Genomic DNA, 26019 nt, shown 5'->3' on the forward strand with positions numbered 1-26019 from the left:
GATCACCCGCCGCGCGTCGTCGCCGCCGGGGTTTCGGACAGCACGTCGCGCACCGCGTCGGCGAAAGCCCTGCCGCGGTGGGCGTAGTCGGTGAACATGTCCATCGACGCTGCCGCGGGTGCGAGCAGCACCACCGAGCCCGGCCGCGCGCTGTCGTGCGCCAGGCGAACCGCTTCCAGCATCCCCGCATCGTCCCCCGATGCGACCTCGTGCACGGGCACATCCGGGGCGTGTCGGCCGAGTGCGGCGGAGAACTCGCCCCGGTCGCGGCCGATCAGCACCGCGGTCGCGAGCCGTCCGGCGTTGGCGCGGACCAGTTCGTCGACGTCGGCACCCTTGAGCAGGCCGCCCGCGATCCACACGACGGAGTCGTGGGCGCGCAGGGCGGCGTCGGCGGCGTGCGGGTTGGTGGCCTTGGAGTCGTCCACATAGGACACGTCGTCGGCTTCGGCGATGAGCACCGAGCGGTGCGCTCCGGGCTCGAAGTCGCGCAGGCCCGCCGCGACGGCCGCCGGTTCGACGCCGTGCGCGCGGGCCAGCGCCGCCGCGGCCAGCGCGTTCGCGACGTTGTGCGGGCCCGCCGGGCGGACCTCGGACAGCAGGGCGAGTTCCACGTCCTCACCGAAAGCGCGGTCGACCAGCCGGTCCTCGTCGACGCCGAGCTGACCGGCCTGCGGGACGCCGAGGGTGAACGACACGCGCCGGTCCCCCGCGGCCTCCACGAGCCGGGTGGACCACTCGTCGTCGGCGTTGAACACCGCGACGTCGTTGCCCGCGAACACCTTCGCCTTCGCCTCGCCGTAGGACTCCAGCGAGCCATGCCAGTCGAGGTGGTCGTCGGCGAGGTTGAGCACCGCACCGGCCTTCGGGCGCAGCGCCCGCTGCCAGTGCAGCTGGAAGCTGGAGAGCTCCACCGCCAGCACCCGGTGCCCCGCGCGGACCGCGTCCACCACGGGCAGGCCCACGTTCCCGCAGGCCACGACGTCGGCACCGGCGGCGCGCAGGATCGACTCCAGCATGCTCACCGTGGTCGTCTTGCCGTTCGTGCCGGTCACCGCGAGCCACGTCGCGGGGCCTTCGGGCCGCTCCTGGTCCAGCCACCAGGCGAGCTCGACCTCACCGATCACCTCGATCCCGCCGGCCGCCGCCGCGGCGGGCAGCGGCGCGTCGGGACGCCAGCCGGGGCTGGTGACGACCAGGTCGGTGTCCTCCGGCGGGGTGCTGAGCCCGGGAACGAGTTGCGCGCCCTGGGATTCCAGCGAGGCGAGCGCGGCGAGCCGGTCGGCCGAACCGTCGGTGACCGTCACCTCGGCGCCGGCAGCCAGCAGCGCCTCCGCCGCCGACCGCCCGGACACCCCGGCACCGGCGACCAGCACCCGCAACCCTCGGTACCGGCTGTCAGCCACTGCGCCTCCTTCAATCGGTCTTCAACGGCGAAGCCGTCAGCCCACCTGAGCAACCCGCACCGCCGCGGGTTCTGACACGTCGTCTGGCGAGGACCCCGGGACGCCGTGCATTGGCATACATCAGGAGCGGCGCCCGGAGTCCAGACGGCGTGTCAGGTTCCGCTACCTGCACCGCTACGCAGAACGATCAGGTCCTCTTTCCATTCCTACCTGGCCAGTGCCAGCCAGTCGGCGTAGAAGAGCCCCACGCCGAACATGCAGCTGATGCCCGCCAGCACCCAGAACCGGATGATGACCGTGGTCTCGGCCCAGCCCGCCAGCTCGAAGTGGTGGTGGAACGGAGCCATCCGGAACAAGCGTCGGCGAGTCGTGCGGAACACCACGATCTGCAGCACCACCGACAGCGCCTCGACGACGAACACACCACCGATGATGATCATCAGCAGTTCGGTGCGGGTCGCCATCGACAGACCCGCCAGCAGACCGCCCAGCGCGAGCGACCCGGTGTCACCCATGAAGATCTTCGCGGGCGCGGCGTTCCACCACAGGAACCCGACGCAGGCCGCCATCGCCGCCGCCGCGACCACTGCGATGTCCAGCGGGTCGCGCACGGTGTAGCAGCCCGGAGCCGGACCGGCGCCGAAGCAGTCGTTGCGCAGCTGCCAGAACGCGATGAGCACGTAGGTCGCCAGCACCATCGCCGCCGTGCCACCGGCCAGGCCGTCCATGCCGTCGGTGAAGTTGACCGCGTTGGACCAGCCGCTGATCGCGATGTAGGCGAAGATCACGAACCCGACCGCGCCGAACGAGATCACCGTGATGTCCCGCAGGAACGACAGGTCCACCGACGCCGGGGTGACTTGGTTCTGGTTCGGGAACTGGATCGCCAGGATCGCGAACAGCACCGAGGCGACCAGCTGGCCGACGAGCTTCGCGGTCTTGTTCAGACCCAGGTTGCGCTGCTTGCGGATCTTGATGAAGTCGTCGAGGAACCCGACGATGCCCAGCGCCGTGGTCAGCCCCAGCACCAGCAGCCCGGTGGCCGTGGGCGGCTCGCCCATCACCAGGTGGGTGACCAGGTAGCCGCACCACATGGCGACCAGGATGGCCATGCCGCCCATCGTCGGCGTGCCGCGCTTGGCGGCGTGCTGGCCCTGCACCTCTTCGCGGATCTCCTGTCCGAAGCCCTGCCGGGAGAACACCCGGATCAGGTAGGGCGTGAACAGGATCGAGACCACCAGCGCCACCGCGGCGGAAATCAGAATCGGCTTCACTGCTGCTGCTCTCCATTACCGCCATCGGCGAACAAGGCTTCCGCGACTCGCCACAGCCCGGCCGAGTTGGACGCCTTGGTCAAGACCACATCACCCGGACGCAGCTCGGCGCGCAGCAGCGCGACGGCCTCGTCGATGTCCGCAACGAGCACCGATTCCTCTCCCCACGACCCCTCCAGCGATGCGGCCTGGTGCATCGCCTGGGCCTGTTCGCCGACCACCACGAGCCGGTCGATGTTCAGCCGGACGGCCAGCCGCCCGATCTCGTCATGCGCCTCCACGTCGGCGTCGCCGAGCTCGGCCATCGGCCCGAGCACGGCCCACGCCCGCGCGGGGCGGCCCCTGGTCATCGCGGCCAGCGTCTTCAGCGCGGCGCGCACCGACTCGGGGTTGGCGTTGTAGGCGTCGTTGACCACGGTGACGCCGTTCGGGGTCTCGGCGACCTCCATGCGTCGCGCGGAGACCCGCTGGATCGAGCCCAGCCGCTCGGCGACCTGCGGCAGCGTCGCGCCCAGCTCCAGCGCCACGGCGGCGGCCGACAGGGCGTTGCCGACGTGGTGCTCGCCGAACAGCGGCAGCGTCACCCGTTCCTTGCCGGCCTCGGTGACCAGCGTGAACGTCGGTCGCGCGAGCTCGTCGACCTCGACGTCCTCGGCGCGCACGTGCGCGTTCGGGGACTCGCCGACCAAGACCACCCGCGCCCGGGTGCGCTCGGCCATCGCCGCGACCAGCGGGTCGTCGGCGTTGAGCACCGCGACCCCGTCGGCGGGCAGCGACTCGACGAGCTCGCCCTTGGCCTGCGCGACCGCCTCCTGCGAGCCGAACTCGCCGAGGTGCGCGTGGCCGACGTTGAGGACCACGCCGATGCGCGGCGGGGCGACCTCGCAGAGGTTCGCGATGTGGCCGACGCCGCGGGCCGACAGCTCCAGCACCAGGTGCCGGGTCTGCTCGTCGGCGCGCAGCACCGTCCACGGGTGCCCGAGCTCGTTGTTGAACGAGCCGGGCGGCGCGACCGTCGGCCCCATCGGGGCCAGCAGCTGCGCGATCAGGTCCTTGGTGGACGTCTTGCCGGACGAACCGGTCACGCCGACGACGGCGAGCTCCGGCAGCCGGTCCACGACGTGGCGGGCCAGCTTCGCCAGCCCGGCCAGCACGGCCGCTCCGGTGCCGTCGGTGTCGCCGGCCAGCGCCATGGCGCTGGAGCGCTCCTCGACCGGCACCGTCGGCACCAGCACTGCGGGGGCGTCCACCTCGCGCGCGGCGAGCACGCCGGTCGCGCCGTCGGTGATGGCCTGCGCGGCGAAGTCGTGCCCGTCGACGCGTTCTCCCGGCACGGCCACGAAAAGCCCGCCGTCGGTGATCTTGCGCGAGTCGAACTCGACCCCGGCGCTGACGATCTCCGAACCTTCCGCACGGTGAAGCCTGCCGTCCACCGCCGAAGCGATGTCAGCAAGGCTGAGCCGGATCAACCTGCCTCCTCGGTGTTCTTGCGGGACACCCGCGTCCGGCAGGCCGGGTTGTCACCCGGCCTCCTGATCTGCTGCTTCGCCAGCGTTCCGGCGCTCACGCGCCCGCTGTCGTGTCCCGCCCCCGACGATCTTGGGTTTCTTCGTTGTCGCCAAGCCTATGGCGCAGCGCGGCGGCCAGCTCCTCCCGGTCCGAGAAGGGGTGCACCACGCCCGCCACATCCTGTCCTGTCTCGTGGCCCTTGCCCGCGACGACCACGATGTCGCCGGGCTTGGCACGTTCGACCGCCGCGACGATGGCCGCTCGGCGGTCGCCGATCTCGATCACCTCACCACGCTCGCCGGTGGGGACCTCCTGGGCCCCCGCCAGCATCGCGGCCCGGATGTCGGCCGGGTCCTCGCTCCGCGGATTGTCGTCGGTGACGATCAGCAGTTCCGACCGCCGTGCGGCGGCCTCGCCCATCAGCGGGCGCTTGGCGGTGTCCCGGTCGCCTCCGCAGCCGAGCACGACGACGACGTCACCGTCGACCTGCGCTCGCGCGGCGTCCAGCACGGCCGAAACCGCACCGGGTTTGTGCGAGTAGTCCACCACAGCGGTGAAGTCCTGCCCCAGCGCGACACGCTCCATCCGGCCGGGCACGTCGACCTCGGCGAGGCCCTTCTCGATCGCGGCCAGCGGCACCTCGGCGGCGTGCAGCACACCGATCGCCAGCAGCGCGTTCGCGACGTTGAACGGGCCCGGCAGGCGCAGCCGGATCGGCATCTCGACACCGCCGGGACCGTGCGCGGTGAAGGTCTGCTCGCCGGTCGGGTAGGCGGTGACGTCGGTGGCGGTCCAGTCGGCGTCGGCGCTCTCGGTGGAGACGGTGACCGTGCCGGAGGTGACCAGCCTGCGACCCCAGTCGCCGTCCACGCAGACCACCTCGTGGTCGGCGCGACCGTCGAACAGCAGCGCCTTGGCCTGGAAGTAGTCCTCCAGGTCGCGGTGGAAGTCCAGGTGGTCCTGGGAGAGGTTGGTGAAGGCACCGACGGCGAAGCGGGTGCCCGACACGCGGCCCATGGCCAGCGCGTGGCTGGAGACCTCCATGGCGACCGTGGTCACGTCGTGCTCGACCATCACCGCCAGCAGCGCCTGCAGGTCGGGGGCCTCGGGGGTGGTGAACGCGCTGTCCAGGCGCTCACCGGCGATCCGGGTCTCCACGGTGCCGATCTGGCCGGTGGTGAGGCCGGCGGCGTTGAGCGCGGATTCCAGCAGGTAGCTGGTGGTCGTCTTGCCGGAGGTGCCGGTGACGCCGAGGATCTTGAGCTTGCTGGACGGGTCCCCGTAGATCAGCGCCGAGGCCCTGCCGAGGACGCCGCGCGGGTCGTCGTGCTCCAGCAGCACCACGCGCCCCTCGCGGACCGCGGGATGCTCGGTCAGGTTCGCGCGGAGGATTCCGTCGGCGTCGGTGAGCACCGCGTGCGCGCCCGCGTCGAGCGCCTGCTCGGCGAAGTCGGCGCCGTGCACGCGGATGCCGGGTAGGGCGGCGAAGAGGTCGCCGGGACGCACGTGTTGGGCGCGGAGTGTGGCACCGGTGACGGCCGCTTCGAAGGCGGGCTGACCAGGTACGCGCACCACGCGCGCGCCGATTTCATCGGCGAGCTTGTTGATCTGCACCGGCTCGACGCGGGTGGGTCGAGGCGGGGCAGTCGCGACCGCGGAAGGCACGTCGCGCAAGGCTACCGGTACCACCGTCGGCCGCATCTCCATGGTCGCCCACCCGTTCGGCCGCACGACCGCTGCGCCGAAACGAGCAGTGGCGCTCCGGGCGTTGCGCGGTTCGGGGCGCGCGTTTCGACGCCCCGTGCACGTCCGTTCCGAAGCGTGACGGACGCGGGGCGGGTTGTCCGTTTTCACGGGGAGCGGGCGCCGTGGCGAGAAGTCGACGCACCCCTGGCTCACGACATTCCGGACCTATAACGTTCCGATGCCCGTTGGAGATTCACCAGTCGCTGGAGGAAGCCGTGAGAAACCATCGCCCCGGCCGCGTCGCCGCCACCGGTCTCGCCGCCGCCCTGATCCTCGCTCCGCTGACCGCCCAGGCCGCCCTGGCCGCACCCGCGCCGGCCGCCGAACCCACCGCCACCGCCCCGGCCGCCGTCACCCCGTTCGACGCCGGCGACGGCACCGCCCAGGGCGCCGTCGAGTGGTTCGAAGCCCGCGCGGGAGACACCTCCTACGAGGGCCTGTGCGAGATGGCCGCCGAGAACGCCTGGGGCGTCACCGGCGTCTGGCCCTCCGCCATCGACCACTGGAACGGCGCGGTCGCCGCGGGCAAGGCCCACACCGACGGCTCCACTCCCCCGGCAGGCGCCTTCGTCTACTGGAACATCAGCGAGTACGGCCACGTCGGCATCGCCGACGGCAACGGCGGCTTCCACAGCAGCAGCGTCAACGGCGCCATCGGCCACGCCGACAGCACCTCCTACTTCGCCAACTACCTCGGCTGGAGCGACCCCCAGGTCCCCGCCGGCCTCTGACACCCCCGGCCCCTTCGAATTTCGCGCGAAATTCGAGCTCCGAAGTTCCGACTCGAATTTCGCGCGAAATTCGAACGCCACGCGCCTGACCGCGCTGAGCGTCCGGGTAGGTCGCTCAGCGCGGTTCGTCGCTTCGGTCAGTGACCGTCGCGGGGGACGTAGCTGCCGGACTTGCCGACGAGGAAGTCCAGGTCGGCGCCGTCGGACGCCTGCAGGACGTGGTCGTAGTAGAGCCGCTGCCAACCGCGCTCGTAGGGGTTGTCCGGGTCCTTCCACTCGGCCCGGCGGCGCTGCAGCTCCTCGTCCGGGATCTCCAGGTCCAGCCGCCGGTTGGGCACGTCGAGGCTGACGGTGTCGCCGGTGCGGACGAAGGCCAGCGGACCACCGGCCGCGGCCTCGGGCGTGACGTGCAGGACGACCGTGCCGTAGGCGGTCCCGCTCATCCGGCCGTCGGAGATGCGGACGATGTCGTCGAACCCGGCGTCCTGCACCTTCTTCGGCACCGGGACGTTGGCGACCTCGGGCATCCCCGGGTAGCCCTTCGGCCCGGCGTTGCGGACCACCAGCACGGTGTTCTCGTCGACGTCGAGATCGTCGTCGGAGCACACCGCGTAGTACTCGTCGACGTCCTCGAACACCATCGCCGTGCCCCGGTGCACCAGGAGCCGGGGCGAGGCCGCGGACTGCTTGATCACGGCACCACCGGGCGCCAGCGATCCGCGCAGCACGGCGGTGCCGGTGCCCACGGCCTGGAACGGCTCGTCGAAGGAGGTGATGACCTCGCGGTTGTGCACCTCGGCGTCGGCGATGTTCTCGCCCATCGTCTTGCCGTTGACGGTGATCGCTTCCCGCTCGACCAGCCCGCCGAGCTCCTTGAGGACCGCGGGCAGCCCGCCGGCGTAGCAGAAGTCCTCCATCAGGAACTTGCCGCTGGGCTGCAGGTTCACCAGCGTCGGCACCTCGCGGGTGTCGAGGTCGAAGTCGTCGACGGTGAGCTCCACGCCGACCCGCTTGGCGATCGCGATCAGGTGCACCACGGCGTTGGTGGAGCCGCCGATGGCGGCGTTGGCGCGGATGGCGTTGCGGAACGCCTCGCGGGTGAGGATGTCGGAGGGCTTGAGGTCCTCGGAGACCATCTCCACGATTCGCTGCCCGGTCTGCTGCGCGGTGGCGTAGCGGCGGGCGTCCACGGCGGGCCAGGACGCGGCGTAGGGCAGCTGCATGCCCAGCGCCTCGACGACGCAGGCCATGGTCGAGGCGGTGCCCATCGTCATGCAGTGCCCGTTGGAACGGGACATGCAGCCCTCGATGAAGTAGCACTCCTCCTGGTCGATGCGGCCGGCGACCAGGTCGGCCTCGGCCTGCCACACGGCGGTGCCGGAGCCGATGTCGGTTCCGCGGTACTTGCCGTTGAGCATCGGGCCGCCGGTGAGCATCACGGCGGGCAGGTCGACGCTGGAGGCGGCCATGAGCAATCCGGGAGTGGTCTTGTCACAACCCGACAGCAGCACCAGGCCGTCGAGCGGGTTGGCGCGGATGGTCTCCTCGGCCTGCATGGCCAGCAGGTTCCGGTAGAGCATGGTGGTCGGCCGCATCAGCGTCTCGCCGAGCGCCATGTTGGGGAATTCCAGGGGGAACCCACCCGCCTGCCAGACGCCGCGCTTCACCGATTCGGCGATGCGCTGCTGGTGGGCGTTGCACGGGGCCAGCTCCGACCAGGTCGTGCCGATGCCGATGACCGGCCGCCCGTCGAACACCTCGTCGCTGTAGCCCTGGTTCTTCACCCAGGAGCGAGCGGTCATGCCCGCTCTCCCGTAGGCCCCGAACCAGCTGGCGCTGCGCCGCGGCGTGCTCATCGCGTCCTCCCGAGCTGTGGTTTCCAGCGGATGGAAGCGACGTAACCAGCTCGTGCGGCGGCACGCAATAGCCCATCCGCAATACCGAACAGCGGTTGCCATTTCGAACAGGGCCGTTGACGTCGCCGAGCGGCACTCCTACTCTCGTGATCCACATCACGAACAACGTTCGACATACCGAACATCACCGAGGAGGCACGGTGCGATCCGACGCCCCGGCGCTGCGCACAGCGGTGCGGCGAGTCATGGTCCGACTGATCCCGTTCCTGTTCCTGATGTACGTCATCGCGTTCCTGGACCGCGTCAACATCGGCTTCGCCAAGGAGGAGTTCCAGGCGCACGCCGGGATCTCGGAGGCCGCGTACGCGCTCGGCGCAGGACTGTTCTTCATCGGCTACGCGCTGTTCGAAGTCCCCAGCAACCTGATCATGACGCGGGTCGGCGCCCGCTGGTGGATGTGCCGGATCATGGTCACCTGGGGACTCATCTCGGCGGCGATGTCGCTGGTCAACAGCGAGTTCCTGTTCTACCTGCTGCGCTTCCTGCTCGGCGTGGCCGAAGCCGGGTTCTTCCCCGGCGTGATCCTCTACATCACCTACTGGGTGCCGCACGCCTACCGCGCCCGCTGCAACGCGCTGTTCTACTTCGGCATCCCGCTGGCCTCGGTGCTCGGCGCACCGCTGTCGGGCGCGCTGCTGGAGCTCGACGGCGCGGCCGGATTCCTGGGCTGGCAGTGGATGTTCGCCGTCGAGGGCCTGATCGCCTGCGTCGTCGGCGTGTGGGCGTTCTTCTACCTCGACGACTCCCCCGCCCACGCCACGTGGCTCACCGAGGAGCAGCGCACGACCCTGCAAGCCGCGCTGGACGCCGAGGACGAGGCGAAGCGGGGACCGCACCGGCTGCTCTCGGCCCTGGTGGACCTCCGGGTGCTGTACTTCTGCCTGATCTACTTCCTGATCCAGTGCAGCGTCTACGGCATGACCTTCTACCTGCCGACGCAGGTGTCCGAAGCCGTGGGCAGCGAGGTCGGGCTGCTCGTCGGGCTGGTCACGGCGATCCCGTGGACCGTGGCGCTGGTGGTCAACATCGTGGTCAACACGGCCGCGGACCGCCTGCCCCAACCGAAGAAGCGCTACGTGGCAGCCGCCTGCGTCGCCGTCGGTTCGGTCGGCATCGCGGCCTCCGCAGCCTTCAGCAATCCGGTCCTGGCCATCGCGGGCCTGTCGGTGGCAGCGGCCGGCTACATCGCCGTGCAGCCGGTCTTCTGGACCTTCCCGGCCGCCTACCTGACGGGAACCGCCGCCGCGGCGGGCATCGGCCTCATCAACTCGCTGGGCAACCTCGGCGGCTTCGTCGCCCCGGTCGCCAAGACCTGGATCGAATCCACCCTCGACTCCGACGCCGCGGGCCTCTACCTCCTGGCCCTCTGCGGCTTCGCCGCAGCGACCCTCTTCCTCACCCTCACGAAATCCGAAGACCCCGCTCGAAACACCCCTCCGCAGGCCACCCGAACCCCGAAGAACCTCAACCCGAACTGACCCGAGCTCCCGCGGAAGATCGCCGAAAGGCCCTCCCAACACGAACGACCGGCTCTCCCCCGTGAAGGGGAAGAGCCGGTCGGAGGCTTCGCTCAGGGGGTCTGCAGGGTCTGCAGCGGGGCCTGTTCCTTGGACAGCGGGATTTGGTAGCGCTGGGTGAGGGAACCGGCGATGGTGTTGAAAAGCGGTGCCGCCGAGCTGGATTCGCGGGAGCCGGACGGGGCGTCGAGCATCAGGCCGACCACGAACCGCGGATCGTCCGCAGGGACCATGCCCGCGAACGTGATCCAGTACTTCGACTGGCTGTAGCAGCGGCACTCGGGGTCGATCTGCTGCGCCGTACCCGTCTTGCCCGACACCTGGTAGCCCGGCATCGCGGCAGCGGGGCCGGTGCCGTCGTTGGCGCTGCCAGGACCGTTCTGCACCACCGAGCGCAGCATGTCCTTGACGGTGTGCGCGGTCTGCGGGCTCACGACCCGGACCGGTTCCGGGCGCGGCCGTTCGATCCGCGTGCCGTCCGGAGCGATCTCGGCGTCGATGATGCGCGGCGGCACGCGGACGCCGTCGTTGGCGATCGCCTGGTACATGCCCGCCATCTGCAGCACGGTCATCGAAAGGCCCTGCCCGATGGGCAGGTTCGCGAAGGTCGAACCCGACCACTTCTCGCGCGGGAGCAGGCTGCCCGCGCTCTCGCCGGGCAGGCCGATGCCGGTCAGCTTGCCGAGCCCGAACGCCTTGGCCAGGTCGTACCACCGCTGCTCGCCGAGCTGCTGGGCGACCATCAGCGTCCCCACGTTGGAGGACTTGCCGAGCACGCCGGTGAAGGTCAGCCCGATGGTGCCGTGCTCCCAGGCATCACCCACCGTGCGGTCGGCGACCTCGATGCTGCCCGGGACCTGCAGCACCGTCTCGGGCTTGATCACGCCCTGCTCGATCGCACCCGCCGCGGTGATCAGCTTGTTGACCGAACCGGGCTCGAAGGGCGTGGTGACCGCCGGGTTGCCGAGGTTGCCGACCCACGGGCCGCGCGGGTCGAAGGTCTTGTCGTTGGCCAGCGCGTAGACCTCGCCGGTCTTGGCGTCGAGGACCACCGCGCTCGCGCTCTTGGCGCCCGCGCGCACGGCGTAGTCGGAGACCGCCTGCTGCACCATGTGCTGCAGGTCGGAGTCCAGGGTCAGCTGCACGTCCGAACCGGGGGTGGCCGGTTCGAGCTCCCGCTCGGTGCCGGGGATGACCAGGCTCGACCCCATCGCGGTGTCGGAGACCTTGGTGCCGTTGCGACCGGCGAGGACCTTGTTCATCGCCAGCTCCAGGCCGATCTGGCCCTGGACCTTGCGCTCGTCCATCCGCCAGTTCGCCGCGCCGATGACGTTGGCCGCCAGGTTGCCCGCCGGGTACTCGCGCGTGGCGCGGTACTCGGCGCCGATGTGCGGGTACTTCTCGGTGATCAGGTTGGCCTGGCTCGGATCGATCTCCGGGCCGAAGTAGGTGAACGCGGCGTCCTTGAACAGCGCGTCCAGCACCTCCTGCTCGGTGATCTGGCCGGGCAGCGTCTTGGCGATGAACCGGGCGATGTCCTGCTTGTGCTGCACCGACGTCGGCTTGCTCGGGTCCTTCGCGTGCTGCTCGTCGAAGGCCTGGGTGAGCTGGCGCGGGTTGGCGTAGAGCTGGCGCGCTTCGCTGGAGAACGCGAGCACGTTGGAGTTGCGGTCCACGATGGACCCGCGTTCGGCGGGGATCGCGTCCTTGGTGATCCGCTGCTTCTCGGCCTGGCTGGACAGCGCACCGGCTTCCACGCCCTGCACCTGGACCAGCTTGGCGCCGGTGACCAGCAGCGCGATCACCATGAGCAACCGCCCGACCAACAACCGCCGGTTGCTTCCGGCGACGTTGGTGCGGGCGGTGCGACCTCGTGCTTGGGGCCTGCGCGGCATCAGCGCCCCATCGCCTGCGCTTGGGCCGGGTTCTGCTGCGGCGCGGTCTGCGGGGTCGCCGGCGGAACCGGCTGGCCGGGCACGACCGCCTGACCCTGCACGGCCGGAGGCGCGGGCGGGGCGGGCGGCGGTGGCGGCGCGGTGGCCTTCTCCGGCTCACCGACGACCACGACCGAACCGTCCGGCTGCGGCACCAGGTGCGCGGGAGCCGGGGCCTTGACCATGCCCAGCTCCTGCTCGGCGCGGCGCTGGATCTCCGGCGTCGAACCCATCGTGCTGACGTCGCGCTGCAGCTGCTCCTTGCGCTCGTTGAGCGCGTTGACCCGGGACTCGCCCTCCTGCAGCTGGTAGCTGCCGCTGACCGCCGAGATCGACAGCCACAGCGTCGACGCCAGGCCGGTGGCCAGCACGACCATCACGACGACGACCAGCGGCAGCCGGGCCAGCGTCGAAACGCGTTCGTGCACCAGCTGCTTGGCGCGCGGCATGGCCGCGACGGGACGCCGCTCGTCGATGCCCTGCCGGACCTGGCGCGGGCGCCGGGCCGACTGCTCGCGGCGCTCCTCACGACGCGCGTAGGCGCGCTCGGCGGCGGCCGAGCGGGTGCGGCGCTTGTCGGCCTTCTTGGACGGCGGCTTCAACCCCGTCGGCTGAGGCGCCGTGCGGGTCTTCTCGACGGTCTCGGCCTGGGCGCTGTCGGTCCGTGAAGCCGCGTTGGCACGTGCAGGTGCAGTCATGTCGCCTCCTCGCCGTTGCCCCCGCGGATCCGCTCGGCGGCGCGCAGCCGCACCGAAGCCGCCCTGGGGTTGGTTTCTCTCTCGTCCTCACCGGCCTGCTCGGAACCCCGGGTGAGCAGCCGGAACTCCGGCCCGTGCCCGGGGAGTTCGACCGGCAGGTCGACCGGGGTGCGGGACTTCACGCGATCGGCGAACTCCCGCTTGGTGATCTTGTCCTCCAGCGAGTGGTAGGACATGACCGCGATCCGGCCGCCCACGGCCAGCGATTCCATGGCCGCGGGCAGAGCCCGCTCCAGCACGGCGAGCTCGGCGTTGACCTCGATCCGCAGCGCCTGGAAGGTGCGCTTGGCCGGGTGCCCTCCGGTGCGCCGGCTGGCGGCCGGGACCGTGTTGTAGAGCAGCTCGACCAGCCGTGCGCTGTTGCTGAACGGTTCCTTGTCGCGCTCGCGCAGGATCGCCGAGGCGATCTTGCCCGCGAACTTCTCCTCGCCGTAGACCCGCAGGACCCGCGCCAGGTCCTCGTGCGCGTAGGTGTTGAGGACATCGGCGGCGGTGCGCGGCGCACCGGGATCCATCCGCATGTCCAGGGGCGCGTCCTGCGCGTAGGCGAAACCGCGCTCGGCCTCGTCCAGCTGCAACGAGGACACGCCCAGGTCGAACAGCGCGGCGTCCACAGCGGACAGTCCGAGCTCGGCGAGCACCCGGTCCCACTCGTCGTAGACCGCGTGCACCAAGTGGATCCGGTCGGCGTACGGCGCCAGCCGCTCGCCCGCCAAGCGCAGCGCGTCCGGGTCGCGGTCGAGCCCGACCAGCGTCAGCCCCGGGTGCGCGGCGAGCATCGCCTCGGAGTGCCCGCCCATGCCCAGCGTGGCGTCGACGACCACCGCCCCGCCCCGGGACAGCGCAGGCGCGAGCAGCTCCAGCGTGCGCTCCAACAGCACCGGCACGTGCTTGTCGCGGGCGGAACCGCCCGTCTCATGCGGCTTGTCGGCCACTGCGGTCCCTCCCTCCCGCGTGCCGTTCTTGCTCATAACCAGCGATCGGCGCGCACTCAGCAGTGCGCACCGACCGTCGCAGCGTTGATCCCCCTCTTGCGCCGGATCCCGTCAGGTCCCCGCCCGCCCGTCGCTTCCTGGTACCGGGGAAGATGCACCAGGAGGCGAAAGCCGAGCGGACCGAGGCCTCACGAAACCCGACCGTCACGCCTAGAACACGCCGGGCAGCACCTCCTCGCGAGCCTGGGCGTAGCCCTCCTCGTGCTCGTCGAGGTAGCTCTGCCACCTCTCCGCCTGCCAGATCTCCAGGCGGGTGATCGCGCCGATGACCACGCATTCCTTGTTCAGTTCCGCGTAGCGCCGCAGCTCCGGTGCGATGGAGATCCGCCCCTGACCGTCGGGCCGCTGCTCGTCGGTTCCGGCGAACAGGTACCGCTGGTAGGCGCGAACCGCCTCGTTGGTGAACGGAGCCTCGGCGACCTTGCGCGCCATCTGCTCGAACTCGTCGCGCGGGAAGACGTAGAGGCAGTGGTCCTGACCTTTGGTGACCATCAGACCCCCCGCCAGTGCGTCCCGGAACTTCGCCGGCAGCGTCAAGCGCCCCTTGTCGTCGAGCTTGGGGTGATGGGTGCCGAGAAACATCCCGGTCCACCTCCCCCGGCCCGGATCGCCCCTGCCGACGACTGGTCCCCGCGCCGAACCGACGCGGAGTCAACTGCCGACGAAGGCAGCAGGACCCCCTTTTGCCCCACCGCGCCCCACAGTACCCCACTCCGCTCCACCGTCAACACGAAACGCCCCCTTCACCCCAGCGAGATCACCGCTGTTTCCGCAGGTAGTGCGCCGTGGGGGCGGAGTGGGGGAAAACGGGGGCGCCGCCGCGTCCCCACCCCACCACGCACCACCGCCGGTCCACCAGCCACGATGAGTGGGAAATTCGCGAAAACCGCCGGTCAGCACGCGTGTAGATCAACTAGTCGGGCGGGCGGTTATGCTCAGTCCGTTCGATGTCCGGCAGCCGCCGGGCATCGGTGGTGGGGTGAAGTGGGGGCAGTGCCGCCTCCGGCTCCGCCGGCCCGGTCCGGGTGTCCTCCCGGCACCCCCGGTCTGCGGGCCAGACATGACCGGGAGGGCGCAATCCAGGAGGTGGCGTGACGCCGAAAACCCAGCTGACCGGTGCCGTCGGACCAACGACCGATGGGGCCGTCACCGCCGCGCCCGGCATCGATCACGTGCACGGGACCATCCAGCGCATCGCCGCCAACGTCGAGCAGGTCCTCGTCGGCAAGCCCGAGGTGGTCCGGATCGCGCTGGTCACCATGCTCGCCGAGGGCCACCTGCTGGTCGAGGACGTCCCCGGCGTGGGCAAGACCTCGCTGGCCAAGGCCCTCGCGCGCTCGATCGACTGCACCGTCAGCCGCATCCAGTTCACCCCGGACCTGTTGCCCAGCGACATCACCGGCGTGTCCATCTACAACCGGCAGACCGAGAGCTTCGAGTTCCGGCCGGGCCCGGTGTTCGCCAACATCGTGGTGGGCGACGAGATCAACCGCGCCTCGCCGAAGACCCAGTCGGCGCTGCTGGAGTGCATGGAGGAGCAGCAGGTCACCGTCGACGGCGCCACCTACGCGCTCGGCTCGCCGTTCATGGTCATCGCGACGCAGAACCCGGTCGAGATGGAGGGCACCTACGCCCTCCCGGAAGCCCAGCGCGACCGCTTCACCGCGCGGGTGTCGATCGGCTACCCCGACGCCAAGGCCGAGCTGGCCATGGTCGACGAGCACTCCGGGCACGACCCGCTGAGCCAGCTGCGCCCGGCCGCCGACGCCACCGAGGTGCAGGAGCTGCTGCGCGTGGTCTCCCAGGTGCACACCTCCACCGACATCCGCCGCTACGCGATCGAGCTGGTCACCGCGACCCGCAACCTCGCCGAGCTGCGCCTGGGCGCCTCGCCGCGCTCGACGCTGCAGCTCGTGCGGGCCGCTCGCGCGCAGGCCGCGCTGGCCGGCCGCGACTTCGTCATCCCCGACGACGTGCAGGCCGTGGCCGTCCCGGTGCTGGCGCACCGGCTGGTGCTGACCAGCGAGGCGCGCGCAGCCCGCCGCTCGGCGACCGACCTGGTGCGGCAGCTGCTGGAGCGCATCCCGGTGCCGCGCGGCGACACCCACGACGAACGAGGCTGACATGCTGTCCGGGCTGACCATCCGCGGCCGCTGCCTGCTGGCCGCGGGCGTGGCAGCCGGGATCTGCGCGCTGGTCCTCGACGAGCGGGACCTGCTGCGGGTCTCGGCGTTCGTGATCGCCTTGCCGCTGCTGGCGCTGGCGCTGTCCGGCCAGGTCAGGTTCGGCGTCGCGGCCCGTCGGGTGATCGATCCGCCGCGCGTGGAGGTCGGGTCGCGGGCCGACGTGCAGCTGCACATCAGCGGCAGCGGCCGGTTTCCCGCCGACGGGCTGGTCCTGGAGGACGGCACCCCGCACGCGCTGGGCGGCCGCCCGCGGTTCCGGTTGCCGATCGTGCCCCGCCACGGCGGCCAGGTGCTGACCTACCCGGTGATCCCGGCGCTGCGCGGCATCCACCACATCGGACCGCTGCGGACCTGGATCGGCGATCCGTTCGGGCTGGCCCAGTTCGAGCGCGAGCTGGCCGGGCGCTCCCGGATGGTGGCGACGCCGCAGGTCGTCGAGCTGGCCGGGCTGCCCGCCGGATCCGGCCTGGGCACCGGCGAGGACGGCACCGCGCGGCTGCGCGCCGGGCACGGCGAGGACGACGCGATGGTCCGCCAGTACCGGCAGGGCGACGACATCCGCCGGGTGCACTGGAAGTCCACCGCGCGACGCGACGAGCTCATGGTGCGGGTGGAGGAACGGCCCTGGCACGGCGGTGTCACGGTGCTGCTGGACCGGCGTTCGGCCGCGCACCGGGGCAACGGCGCGCACAACAGCGTCGAGTGGGCGATCTCCGCGGTCGCCAGCATCTGCCTGCACCTGGCCCAGCACGGGCAGCAGGTCCGCCTGGTCACCGAGGACGGGCATCCGCTGACCCGCAACATCGGCGGCGACGACGGCGGTCGGGACGAGGCGCTGCTGGACTCGCTGGCCGCCGTGCGCCCCTCCCCGCAGCGCGACCTGGAGTGCAGCCGCGACCCCGGCGACGGGCACGAGCTCATCGCGGTGCTCGGCGAGACCACCACCGCGGCCGTCGCGGAGCTGACCAAGCTCCGCCCGCAGGAGACCCGCAGCATCGCGGTGCTGCTCGCGGTCCGGTCGTGGAACGGCGACGGCGCAGGCAACGACGTGGACGACGCGGCGCGCAGGCTGCGCGCGGCGGGCTGGACCGTCGTGGTGGCCGACGGCCCTCGGACCCCGATCACCGAGGTGTGGCGGGAGCTGTGCGGGCAGACCAGGGCAGGCGACACCGCGGGAATGATGCAGTGAGCACCGACAGGACCGGTTCCCTCGACACCTCGCTGGTCGCCGCCGCGGCGGGAGCGGTGGCCGTCATGTGCGCCTCGGCGGCCTTCGCCGGGGTGCTCGCCGACCTGCGCTGGCTGCTGCCCTCGCTGATCACCGTCGTCGCGATCGTGGGCACGGGCGTGCTGGGCAGGCGCCTGGGCTGGCCGAACGTGGGCGTCGCGGCCGGTCAGCTGGCCGTCCTGCTGGTGACGTTGACCGTTCTGTTCGCCGGGTCCAGCGCGTTCCTCGGCGTGCTGCCGGGACCCGCCGCGTTCGGCGAGCTGACCCGGCTGCTGGGCGGCACCAGGGAGTTGATCAGCACCGGGGTGCCTCCGGTTCCCGCCGAGCCGCCGCTGCAGGCGCTGGTGTGCCTGGGCCTGGGCGTGGTGGCGCTGCTGGTGGATCTGATCGCGGTGGGCATCGGCACCCCTGCGGTGACGGGCCTGGTGCTGCTGTGCGTGTTCGCGATCCCGGCGTCGTTGTCGGACCGGATGCTGCCGTGGTGGACGTTCGCGCTGGGCGGTGCCGGCTACGCGCTGCTGCTCGCCTCCGGCGGCCATCACCGCAGGTGGCGGCGCTACGAGGAGCCGGACCGGGTCGCCCACACGCTGTTCGGCCGGACCACTTCGGTGGTCGCGGGCACGGCCGGGGTGATCGCGGTGCTGGCCGGTTCGGTGTTCACCGGGGTCGGCACCGAGGGCCGGCTGCCGGGTTCGGTGCCCGAGGAGTTCGGCGGCACCGACGGGATCGGGCTGCAGCCGTTCACCTCCCTGCGCGGCCAGCTCAACCGCGACCAGGTGGTCGAGCTCTTCCGCGTCCGGGGGCTCCAGCAGGACAGCTACCTGCGCGCGATGACGCTGCGCAAGTTCGACCCGCGTTCCGGCTGGCAGCTCGACGGCCTGACGCAGGGCGTCGACGCGAGCGCCCCGCTGCCGCTGCCGGAGGGCACCACCATCGGGCGCGGCAGGCCGGAGCGGATCGAGGTCCAGCCGATCGGCTACCGCGACCCGTGGCTGCCGGTGTTCGGCACGCCGGTCGAGGTGTCGGGCATGGGCCGGAGCTGGCGGTACGACCCGGCCGCCGGGATCGTGTTCACCCAGACCAACCAGGAGACCCGGCCTTACACGCAGCAGGTGATCGTCCCGGATCCCTCGCCGGAGGAGCTGCGCGCCGCGCGGGGGCCGATGCCGATCGACCCCGCCTACGTCGACGCCTCGGGCATCGCGCCGGAGGTCACCGATCTCGCGCGGCGGTTGACCGAGAACGCGCCCACCGAGTTCGACAAGGCCGTGGCGCTCAACCGGTACTTCACCGACCCCGCCAACGGCTTCCGCTACGACCTGACCACGGCACCCGCGACCGGCCAGGACGCGCTGAGCGACTTCCTGTTCCGGGGCAAGCGCGGGTTCTGCGAGCAGTACGCCTCGTCGATGGCGGTGCTGCTGCGCTCGATCGGCATCCCGTCGCGCGTGGCGGTCGGCTTCACCGCCGGCTACCAGGACGGCACCGAGCAGGTCATCACCACCGAGGACGCGCACGCCTGGGTGGAGGCGTACTTCCCCGGCTGGGGCTGGCAGACCTTCGACCCGACGCCGCTCAGCGACGGCCGCACGGCGCTGCCGCAGTTCCTCGACACGGCGCTGCACCCGCCGCAGGCGGCAGCCCCGCTCCCGGGTCAGCCGCAGCCCGCCCCCGCACCGGGGGCCCCGGTCCCGCCCGAGGCCGGGGCGCAGCCCGACCAGCCCGACGCCCGCGACGTGCCGGATCAGCGCCGCGAGCCGGCCGATCGCACGTGGTCGGTGGCGGTGCTGGTGCTGATCGTGCTGCTGGCCTGCGCGGGCGCGGCGACGCCGCTGGCGGTGCGCGAGATCCGGCGCGGCCAGCGCCTCCAGGCGATCACCGAGGGCCGGGCGGGCGCAGCGGACACCGCGTGGCGGGAGGTGCTGGACGAGTTCCGGGATCGCGGCTACCAGCCGCGCGACACGCACACGGCCCGGCAGCTCGCCGATCGGCTGGCCCAGGACCACGACCTGGACGCCACGGGCACCGATGCGCTGAAGCATCTGGTCAAGGCCGTGGAGCGGGAGTGGTACGCACCCACATCCCAGGCCGACGGCACCCTGCCGGAGACGCTGAAGGCGATCACCGCGAGCCTCCAGCAGAACGCTCCCCTGGACCTGCGCTCCCGCCTCTTCCCGCGCTCCGCGCTGCCCCCGTGGCGCACGTCCTGAGTGAGGGTCGGCCCGCACGCACGAAGATCGCCGCCGGGTCCTCGCGGGGCCCGGCGGCGATCTTCGCTGTGAGGTTCTACTGCTCGAAGCGCTTGCGGAAGCGCTCCTCCATGCGTTGGGCCAGCGAGCCGCGCGCGGAGGCGCGGCCGGAACCGCGCTTCGGCTTGTCCCCGCCGCCGCTGTTGTTGTCCGTGGCCTCGGCGTCATCGCCGCCACCGCGCAACGCGGACAGGACGATCACTGCTCCGCCGAACATCACGAGGAAGCCGACCACGCTCAACACCGGGATCTCCGCCGGTCGGAGGGCGGGGATCACCGCGCCGACGACCAGCAGAGCAAGACCCAGCACGAAGACGGCGATGCCCTGCAAACGCCGACGTCGGGATGGGCGTTGTAGCCGTCCTCCGCGCACGGTGGAGGCGAACTTGGGGTCCTCGGCGTAGAGCGCGCGCTCGATCTGCTCGAGCTGTCGCTGCTCGTGCTCGGAGAGTGGCATGACTCCTCCTCCGGCACAGGTTCTCGGTGGCGCCGGGCTTGCCGACCGGCGAACGCTTGGGGGCGTCACCACTGAGGATACGGTTCCAGCGACGCGACGACTACCCGGTCCGGCCACCGGAAACCTGCGACGTTGCGGACATCGTCGGATCTGGGCCGTGATCGACTTCTTCCACGAGGTCAACGACCAGCGGTAATCAGCCGAAGCACCCTGGGTAGTCGCGGTCGGTGATCATTTTGTCACCTGTACGGCCGATCGTCGAAATTTCCGAAACCGCACGGTTCGCCCCGTTCTCAGCTGGGCTTCCGGGCGATCGCGTGCAGCCTGGTGGCGATGTCGCGCAGCGGCGAGCGGGTGGCCGCCGCCTGCTCCAGCTCCGCGACGGCGTCGGCGGTGCGCGGGTTGTCGTCGGTGGCCGAGCCCGGCACGAGGTCGCTGAGCGCTCCCTGACCCTGGACGAGCTCGACGGTGAACCCGCCCGCGCTCAGCGACCGCTGGAGCCCGTCGGTGTCGAACCGGCGCTGCAGGGTCTCCGACCCCGCGTCCAGGACGCCGTCGGCGTCGTTGAGCAGCCGCAGCGCCTCACCGACGCGGCCCGCCAGCGCCCGGGCGAGGACCGCCGCGTAGCGGTTGGCGACCAGCACCGACACCGCTCCGCCGGGGGCGGTGGAGGAGGCCAGCGCCGCGATGGCGGCGTCGACGTCGTCGACGACCTCCAGCAGCCCGTGCGCGAGGACGAGGTCCGCACCACCGTCGGGGCTGAGCGCGGCGAGGGCTTCGGTGTCGCCTTGCAGCGGGGTGACGCGGTCGGCGACCCCGGCGTCCTCGGCGCGGCGCTGCAGGGTGGCCAGAGCGTTGGGGCTGGGATCGATGACGGTCACCGCGCAGCCCGCTTCGGCCAGCGGCACCGCCCACACGCCGCTGCCGCCGCCGACGTCGAGCACGCGCGGTCGGCGGCCGAGCCGCTGCGCCGCGTCGGCGATCTCGGTTTCCAGCACCTGGTGGACGGCGTCCGATCTCATGCCGAAAGCGTAATGCCGGGTGGGCCGAGATCCGCAACGGCGTGCCGCACCAGGACCGCCTGGGCAAAACACGGCCAGCACTGCTCATGTCGGCGCCGGTTCCGTAGGCTGACCGCGTGCAGACGGTTGCGGTGCTGAGTCTCAAGGGTGGCGTGGGCAAGACGACCGTGGTGCTCGGGCTTGCTTCGGCGGCCATGCGGCGCGGGGTTCGGACGCTGGTGGTCGATCTCGACCCGCAGTGCAACGCCACGGCCGCCCTGGAACCGGAGAAGACCGCGAAGGGCCTCACCGATGTCCTCGCCGATCCCCGCCCGGAGGTGTTGCGGGAAGCGGTGACCGGCAGTTCGTGGGGCGACGAGGTCGACGTGCTGGTGGGTTCGGAGGACGCCGAGAGCCTCAACGGGCACACCGAGGGCGATCACCTGTCCCGGCTCGACGACGCTCTGTCCGAATTGGACGATCTGATCGCCGAGGGCGAGCTCCCCTACCAGCTGGTGCTGCTGGACTGCCCGCCGTCGCTGGGCCGGCTGACGCGGTCCGCTCTGGTGGCGGCCGACCGGGCGCTGCTGGTGACCGAGCCGACGATCTTCGCGGTGTCGGGTGTTCAGCGCGCTTTCGAGGCGGTCCAGGCCGAGCGCGCCAGCAACCCGGACCTCCAGCCGCTGGGCGTGGTGGTCAACCGGGTGCGGCCGAGGTCGCACGAGCACCAGTACCGCATCGACGAGCTCCGGGACATCTTCGGCCCGCTGGTGATGCCGGTCGCGCTGCCGGACCGGCTCGCGGTCCAGCAGGCCCAGGGCGCGTGCATGCCGATCCACCAGTGGGGCACGCCGGGCGCTCGCGAGGTCGCGCTGGCGTTCAACCTCATCCTCGCCCGCACGTTGCGCGCGGGCCGGACCCGCCGGCCGGAGCCCGAGGACGAGGACTTCGCCGAGGAAGTCGAGTGACCCGGTGCCCGAGGGCGACACGGTCTTCCTCGCCTGCCACCGGCTGAACGAGGCCCTGGCCGGGCGGGAGCTGGTCCGCGGTGAGATCCGACACCCCCGCCTGTCCACTGTGGAGCTGAAGGGCCGGGTGGTGAGCGAGGTGCGCCCGGCCGGCAAGCACCTGCTGATCCGCTTCGAGGACGGCCGCACGCTGCACAACCACCTGAGGATGGACGGCTCCTGGCACCTGTACCCGCCGGGCGGCCGGTGGCGGCGGCCCGGACATCAGGCGCGCGCGATCCTGGCGACGGCCGAGCGGGTCGCGGTCGGCTTCGCCCTGCACGACCTGCGATGGCTGCCCACCTCGCACGAGTCGGAGCTCGTCGGGCACCTGGGCCCGGACCTGCTGTCGCCGGACTGGGGCCCTGAGCAGGAGGACGAGGCGCTGCGCAGGCTCACCGCCGACCCGGACCGCGAGATCGGCCTGGCCCTGATGGATCAGCGGATCATGGCCGGTGTCGGGAACCTCTACAAGGCCGAGGTCTGCTTCGTGCTCCGCCGCTCGCCCTGGACCCCGGTCGGCGAGATCGACGCCCGCGCGGCGGTCCGCCTCAGCCACGACCTCCTCCTCCGCAACGCCTGGCACCCCGAGCAGACCACCACCAAGAGCCTCCGCCGCGGCGACGAGCACTGGGTCTACGCTAGGAGGACCTGTCTGCGCTGCGGAAACCCGGTCCGACGAGGCTCCCAGGGCCAACCCCCGGACCACCGCGTCACCTACCACTGCCCCCACTGCCAACCCTGACCTCACGACTCCCGCGTTGCTTCCTCGGATTTCAGTGGAAATCAGGACGTGGACTTCAGTGGACATCAGATCCCCGAATTCCACTGAAATCGGGAGAACGGGGACGCGGAGGACGAAGTCCTGGGGTTCTGGCGGCCCCGGTTCCGGGGTTCTCCGGTGTCCGCAGGGGTCGAAGGTCTGGTCAGGGGACGTTGCGGAGGTCTGCGAGGTTCCGCAGGAGGGGGTAGACGATGACGATCCCGATCGAGCCCCAGACGAGACCGGTGATGCGGAGGTCCCCGACGCTGAGCGTCAGATCGCCGACGCCGGCGATGACGGCCGTGCCGAGGACCGCGAGGTTGACGGGGTCGGCGAAGTCGACGCGGGCGTCGAGCCAGATCCGGACCCCGACCAGCGCGAGCATCCCGAACAGCACGAGCGTCGCACCGCCGAGGACGCCCATCGGCACCGTGTTGATCAGCGCGGCGAGCTTCGGGGAGAACGACAGCACGATCGCCGCCAGCGCCGCGACGAAGCAGGACGCGGTCGAGTAGACGCGGGTCGCGGCCATGACGCCGATGTTGGCCGCGTAGCTGCTCACCGCCGAGCCACCGGCCGAACCGGACAGCATCGTGGCCAGCCCGCCGCCGATGAGCGCGTCACCGACGTGGGGGTCGAGATCGCGGCCCGAGACGGCGGCGACCGCCTTGAGGTGCGCGACGTGCTCGGCGACCAGCACTATCGCCAGCGGCAGCACGAACGGCACCACCGAGACGTGCACCTGCGGCGTGATCATCTCCGGGAACCCGATCCACGGCGCCGCGGCCAGCTCGGCGACCCGCTCGGGCACCAGCTGACCCATCCCGGCCGCGTACAGCCAGCCCACCAGGACTCCGATCAGCACGGCCGCGCGTCCCGCCATGCCGCGGCTGATCACCGTCAGCAGCACGACGGTTCCCAGCGTCAGGGCCGCGGGAACGCGCTGCTGGTCGAACGACGAGACGGACTGCGGGGCGAGGCTGAGCCCGATCATGAGCACGATCGCGCCGGTGACCACGGGCGGCATCGCGGTTTCCAGCAGGCGCACGCCGAGCGCCTTGACGGCGACGCCGAAGGCCAGCACCACCAGTCCGACCACCATGATCCCGCCGAGCAGGGCCGCCGGACCGGCACCGACCTCGCCGACCGCAGCGCTCATCGGCACCACGAACGCCACCGAGGAACCCAGGTAGCTCGGCACCCGGTTGCGGGTGATCACCAGGAACAGCAGCGTGCCCACACCGGACATCAGCAGGGTGGTGGCGACCGGGAAACCGGTCAGCAGCGGCACGAGCGTGGTGGTGCCGAACATCGCGAGCAGGTGCTGCACGCCGAAGCCGATCGTGAGCGGCCAGCTCAGGCGCTCCTCGGAGGACACGACGGAATCGCGCAGCAGTCGTCGACCGTTGCCGTGCACGGCCCACAACGCCACATTGGCCTCCCCGAGCCACCGTTCAGGTGGAACAACTGTCACGGCATGTGATGACTGGGGAAAGATTACTATTCGGCATCACGCAATCAAGGCACCCGGTCCGTCGAATGTGAGAAATATCGACTACCGTTAGTGATGCTTCTGCAGCGCGGTGTGAAGATCAGTGCTGAGCGGATCCGTCCACTTCGCCGAAGACCTCGCGCATCCCGACGGCGAGCCCGGCCAACCGGTCCGTGGCGTCCTGCAGCAGGTGCCGCTGCTCGCCCGAACCGCTCGCGGCCACCGCGCGCCCGGCCGCGGCCACCACACCGCCGTAGGCCGACACGCCCTCGTCCAGCTCGGCCCGCAACCTGTCGACGTCCGCGCGGAGCTCCTGCTGCTCGGCGGATGGCGCGTACCGCAGCGCCGACTCCACCGCGACCAGTCGCTTGGCACCCCGGCGCAGCTCCGCCGCAGCGGCGTCCGCCGTCGCCCGCGCCTCGGCCGCGGAGGCACCCGCACCGGCCGAGGTGAGCTCGGCCAGCGCGTTGTTGAGCGTCTGCTCCGCCTCGCGCAACCGCTGCATCGGCGGTCGCGCGGCCGAGCCCGGAGCGGGCAGCGGCTCGCTGGCGGTGGACTCCGGCAGCGGCGTGTTCTTCAACTTCCGGTACTTCAACCCGGCGCTGACCGCGCCCACGCCACCGGCCACGGCGACGCCGCCGAGACCGACCGCGGCGGTTTCCCCGGCCAGCGACCATGCGAAGACCGAATCCACGATCGGCGTCATCCACGAAGCGACGGCGCCCAGCCCAAAGACACCGGCGGTGGCGCCGCTGGTGCCCGCGAGCCGCTTGGCGGTCTTGCGCCGGCGGACCAACCGCGCACGCGGATCGCGCCAGTCGGCCCACTTGCGCCGGACCTCGGTCGCCACCGGCCCGCGCAAGGTCTCCAGGGCGGCCTCGCCCAGCTGCGCGAGCTCCTGTTTCCGGGACATGGCGCCTCCGCCTCGATCAGGCCTGGTCGGCCTGCGGCTTCTCCTGCTTCTTCGTCTCGGCAGGGGTCTGCTCACCGCTGGAGAGCTGCTGCTGCGCACCGCCGGTGACCTGCTGCTGCTCGCCGCCACCCATGGAGGCGCGCAGCTGGGCCAGGCGGCTGGCACCGGCCGCGTCCACGGAGGCCTGCTCGACCTCCATCATCCGGCCCTGCACGCTGTTCTGCGCGAGCTCCGCCTCGCCGAGGGCGGTGGTGTAGCGGCGCTCGATCTTGTCCCGGACCTCGTCCAGCGAAGGCGTGTTGCCGGGCGCGGAGACCTCGGTCATCGACTTCATCGACGCCGAGACCTGCTCCTGCATCTTGGCCTGCTCCAGCTGGCTGAGCAGCTTGGTGCGCTCGGCGATCTTCTGCTGCAGGACCTGCGCGTTGCGCTCGACGGCCTGCTTGGCCTGCTCGGCGGCACCCAGCGACTGGTCGTGCAGCGTCTTGAGGTCCTCGACGCCCTGCTCGGCGGTGACCAGCTGGCTGGCCAGCTGCGTCGCGGTCTCCTCGTACTTCTGGGCCTTGGCCTCGTCCCCTTCGGTGCGAGCCTGGTCGGCCATCACCAGCGCCTGCTTGGCCGAGGCCTGCAGCTTCTCGACCTCGCCGAGCTGGCGGTTCAGCTTCATCTCCAGCTGGCGCTGGTTGCCGATCACCGACGCGGCCTGCTGGGAGAGGCTCTGGTGCTGCCGCTGGGCCTCTTCGATGGCCTGCTGGATCTGCACCTTCGGGTCGGCGTGCTCGTCGACCTTCGACGAGAACGACGCCATCAGGTACTTCCAGGCCTTCACGAACGGGTTGGCCATCTCCTCCGCCTGCCTTCTCTCCGCTTGCCGGCTGCCCCCAGCCGATCTCTCGCCGATACAACGCATCAGGAGCCTCGGCTGGTTCCATCGTGT

The 26019-nt window shown here is 71.4% G+C and carries 21 protein-coding genes; 7 read left to right on the top strand and 14 right to left on the bottom strand.

Going from position 1 to position 26019, the window contains the following annotated elements; genetic code table 11:
* Positions 1 to 2 precede the first annotated feature (2 nt).
* From murD to KBO27_RS12685, 4 genes are all read right to left on the bottom strand, one after another.
* On the bottom strand, positions 3 to 1406 hold the full coding sequence (gene murD, locus KBO27_RS12670; protein WP_210970168.1) for a UDP-N-acetylmuramoyl-L-alanine--D-glutamate ligase: 1404 nt from the start codon (positions 1404 to 1406) through the stop codon (positions 3 to 5).
* 206 nt (positions 1407 to 1612) lie between these two features.
* A complete protein-coding gene (gene mraY / locus KBO27_RS12675; protein WP_210970169.1) occupies positions 1613 to 2680 on the bottom strand; it encodes a phospho-N-acetylmuramoyl-pentapeptide-transferase in 1068 nt (355 codons plus the stop codon).
* A complete protein-coding gene (locus tag KBO27_RS12680; RefSeq protein WP_210970170.1) occupies positions 2677 to 4149 on the bottom strand; it encodes a UDP-N-acetylmuramoyl-tripeptide--D-alanyl-D-alanine ligase in 1473 nt (490 codons plus the stop codon). The genes mraY and KBO27_RS12680 overlap by 4 nt, the downstream gene beginning before the upstream one ends.
* Positions 4150 to 4243: 94 nt before the next feature.
* On the bottom strand, positions 4244 to 5890 hold the full coding sequence (locus KBO27_RS12685; RefSeq protein ID WP_210970356.1) for a UDP-N-acetylmuramoyl-L-alanyl-D-glutamate--2,6-diaminopimelate ligase: 1647 nt from the start codon (positions 5888 to 5890) through the stop codon (positions 4244 to 4246).
* Positions 5891 to 6150: 260 nt separating this feature from the next.
* Between KBO27_RS12685 and KBO27_RS12690 the strand changes: the two genes are divergently transcribed.
* Positions 6151 to 6666: a CHAP domain-containing protein gene (locus KBO27_RS12690; RefSeq protein ID WP_307870381.1), complete on the top strand. Its 516-nt coding sequence runs from the start codon at positions 6151 to 6153 to the stop codon at positions 6664 to 6666.
* A 137-nt stretch (positions 6667 to 6803) separates the two neighbouring features.
* Here the strand turns inward: KBO27_RS12690 and KBO27_RS12695 are convergent, their stop codons facing one another.
* Positions 6804 to 8522: an IlvD/Edd family dehydratase gene (locus KBO27_RS12695; protein WP_210970171.1), complete on the bottom strand. Its 1719-nt coding sequence runs from the start codon at positions 8520 to 8522 to the stop codon at positions 6804 to 6806.
* A gap of 200 nt (positions 8523 to 8722) precedes the next feature.
* On the opposite strand from KBO27_RS12695, the gene KBO27_RS12700 reads away from it, so the two are divergent.
* Entirely contained in the window at positions 8723 to 10060 is a 1338-nt protein-coding gene (locus KBO27_RS12700) for an MFS transporter (protein ID WP_307870382.1), read from the top strand.
* Between the two features lie 92 nt (positions 10061 to 10152).
* Here the strand turns inward: KBO27_RS12700 and KBO27_RS12705 are convergent, their stop codons facing one another.
* From KBO27_RS12705 to mraZ, 4 genes are all read right to left on the bottom strand, one after another.
* Positions 10153 to 11994, bottom strand: coding sequence for a peptidoglycan D,D-transpeptidase FtsI family protein (locus KBO27_RS12705; protein ID WP_210970172.1), 1842 nt, complete (start codon positions 11992 to 11994; stop codon positions 10153 to 10155).
* Positions 11994 to 12731, bottom strand: a complete 738-nt coding sequence (gene ftsL / locus KBO27_RS12710; protein ID WP_210970173.1) for a cell division protein FtsL — start codon at positions 12729 to 12731, stop codon at positions 11994 to 11996. Before ftsL ends, KBO27_RS12705 begins: the two co-directional genes overlap by 1 nt.
* Positions 12728 to 13762, bottom strand: a complete 1035-nt coding sequence (gene rsmH / locus KBO27_RS12715) for a 16S rRNA (cytosine(1402)-N(4))-methyltransferase RsmH (RefSeq protein WP_210970174.1) — start codon at positions 13760 to 13762, stop codon at positions 12728 to 12730. Before rsmH ends, ftsL begins: the two co-directional genes overlap by 4 nt.
* Positions 13763 to 13936: 174 nt before the next feature.
* Complete coding sequence (gene mraZ / locus KBO27_RS12720; protein WP_132620661.1) at positions 13937 to 14368, bottom strand: division/cell wall cluster transcriptional repressor MraZ; 432 nt, start codon at positions 14366 to 14368, stop codon at positions 13937 to 13939.
* Between the two features lie 509 nt (positions 14369 to 14877).
* Between mraZ and KBO27_RS12725 the strand changes: the two genes are divergently transcribed.
* From KBO27_RS12725 to KBO27_RS12735, 3 genes are read left to right on the top strand one after another with little or no spacing between them, the layout of a single operon-like run.
* Complete coding sequence (locus KBO27_RS12725; protein WP_210970175.1) at positions 14878 to 15909, top strand: AAA family ATPase; 1032 nt, start codon at positions 14878 to 14880, stop codon at positions 15907 to 15909.
* Position 15910: 1 nt separating this feature from the next.
* Complete coding sequence (locus KBO27_RS12730) at positions 15911 to 17161, top strand: DUF58 domain-containing protein (protein WP_210970176.1); 1251 nt, start codon at positions 15911 to 15913, stop codon at positions 17159 to 17161.
* Positions 17158 to 19410 (top strand): transglutaminase TgpA family protein, encoded by a 2253-nt coding sequence (locus KBO27_RS12735; RefSeq protein ID WP_307870384.1) that lies wholly within the window; start codon positions 17158 to 17160, stop codon positions 19408 to 19410. The genes KBO27_RS12730 and KBO27_RS12735 overlap by 4 nt, the downstream gene beginning before the upstream one ends.
* Positions 19411 to 19486: 76 nt before the next feature.
* On the opposite strand, the gene KBO27_RS12740 is transcribed toward KBO27_RS12735, so the two are convergent.
* Together KBO27_RS12740 and KBO27_RS12745 are read right to left on the bottom strand one after the other, a co-directional pair.
* A complete protein-coding gene (locus tag KBO27_RS12740; protein WP_132620667.1) occupies positions 19487 to 19906 on the bottom strand; it encodes an SCO2097 family morphological protein in 420 nt (139 codons plus the stop codon).
* Positions 19907 to 20199: 293 nt separating this feature from the next.
* The gene (locus KBO27_RS12745) at positions 20200 to 20928 is read right to left on the bottom strand and encodes a class I SAM-dependent methyltransferase (protein WP_210970177.1); all 729 of its coding nucleotides are present in this window, start codon (positions 20926 to 20928) and stop codon (positions 20200 to 20202) included.
* Positions 20929 to 21044: 116 nt separating this feature from the next.
* On the opposite strand from KBO27_RS12745, the gene KBO27_RS12750 reads away from it, so the two are divergent.
* Positions 21045 to 21875 carry a ParA family protein gene (locus KBO27_RS12750; RefSeq protein ID WP_132674839.1) on the top strand — a complete coding sequence of 277 codons (831 nt, stop codon included), beginning with the start codon at positions 21045 to 21047 and terminating at the stop codon, positions 21873 to 21875.
* A 4-nt stretch (positions 21876 to 21879) separates the two neighbouring features.
* Positions 21880 to 22659: a DNA-formamidopyrimidine glycosylase family protein gene (locus KBO27_RS12755; protein ID WP_210970178.1), complete on the top strand. Its 780-nt coding sequence runs from the start codon at positions 21880 to 21882 to the stop codon at positions 22657 to 22659.
* A 181-nt stretch (positions 22660 to 22840) separates the two neighbouring features.
* Here KBO27_RS12755 and KBO27_RS12760 read toward each other — a convergent pair whose 3' ends face one another.
* The 3 genes from KBO27_RS12760 to KBO27_RS12770 all read right to left on the bottom strand — a co-directional run bounded on the left by KBO27_RS12760 (position 22841) and on the right by KBO27_RS12770 (position 25926).
* Positions 22841 to 24109 (bottom strand): uracil-xanthine permease family protein, encoded by a 1269-nt coding sequence (locus tag KBO27_RS12760; protein ID WP_210970179.1) that lies wholly within the window; start codon positions 24107 to 24109, stop codon positions 22841 to 22843.
* A 160-nt stretch (positions 24110 to 24269) separates the two neighbouring features.
* Positions 24270 to 25082 carry a phage shock envelope stress response protein PspM gene (pspM, locus tag KBO27_RS12765; protein ID WP_210970180.1) on the bottom strand — a complete coding sequence of 271 codons (813 nt, stop codon included), beginning with the start codon at positions 25080 to 25082 and terminating at the stop codon, positions 24270 to 24272.
* Positions 25083 to 25098: 16 nt separating this feature from the next.
* Positions 25099 to 25926: a PspA/IM30 family protein gene (locus KBO27_RS12770; RefSeq protein ID WP_132674831.1), complete on the bottom strand. Its 828-nt coding sequence runs from the start codon at positions 25924 to 25926 to the stop codon at positions 25099 to 25101.
* Positions 25927 to 26019: the final 93 nt, after the last annotated feature.

Source organism: Saccharopolyspora endophytica (assembly GCF_018070075.1).
In the GTDB taxonomy this organism is placed as follows: domain Bacteria; phylum Actinomycetota; class Actinomycetes; order Mycobacteriales; family Pseudonocardiaceae; genus Saccharopolyspora; species Saccharopolyspora endophytica.

Bases quoted from the DNA above. Each gene is read 5' to 3' on its own strand.
- mraZ (WP_132620661.1), bottom strand. From the start codon at position 14,368: ATGTTTCTCGGCACCCATCACCCCAAGCTCGACGACAAGGGGCGCTTG.
- KBO27_RS12770 (WP_132674831.1), bottom strand. From the start codon at position 25,926: ATGGCCAACCCGTTCGTGAAGGCCTGGAAGTACCTGATGGCGTCGTTC.
- KBO27_RS12685 (WP_210970356.1), bottom strand. From the start codon at position 5,890: ATGCGGCCGACGGTGGTACCGGTAGCCTTGCGCGACGTGCCTTCCGCG.
- pspM (WP_210970180.1), bottom strand. From the start codon at position 25,082: ATGTCCCGGAAACAGGAGCTCGCGCAGCTGGGCGAGGCCGCCCTGGAG.
- ftsL (WP_210970173.1), bottom strand. From the start codon at position 12,731: ATGACTGCACCTGCACGTGCCAACGCGGCTTCACGGACCGACAGCGCC.
- rsmH (WP_210970174.1), bottom strand. From the start codon at position 13,762: ATGAGCAAGAACGGCACGCGGGAGGGAGGGACCGCAGTGGCCGACAAG.
- KBO27_RS12695 (WP_210970171.1), bottom strand. From the start codon at position 8,522: ATGAGCACGCCGCGGCGCAGCGCCAGCTGGTTCGGGGCCTACGGGAGA.
- KBO27_RS12730 (WP_210970176.1), top strand. From the start codon at position 15,911: ATGCTGTCCGGGCTGACCATCCGCGGCCGCTGCCTGCTGGCCGCGGGC.
- KBO27_RS12705 (WP_210970172.1), bottom strand. From the start codon at position 11,994: ATGCCGCGCAGGCCCCAAGCACGAGGTCGCACCGCCCGCACCAACGTC.
- KBO27_RS12745 (WP_210970177.1), bottom strand. From the start codon at position 20,928: ATGAGATCGGACGCCGTCCACCAGGTGCTGGAAACCGAGATCGCCGAC.
- KBO27_RS12740 (WP_132620667.1), bottom strand. From the start codon at position 19,906: ATGCCACTCTCCGAGCACGAGCAGCGACAGCTCGAGCAGATCGAGCGC.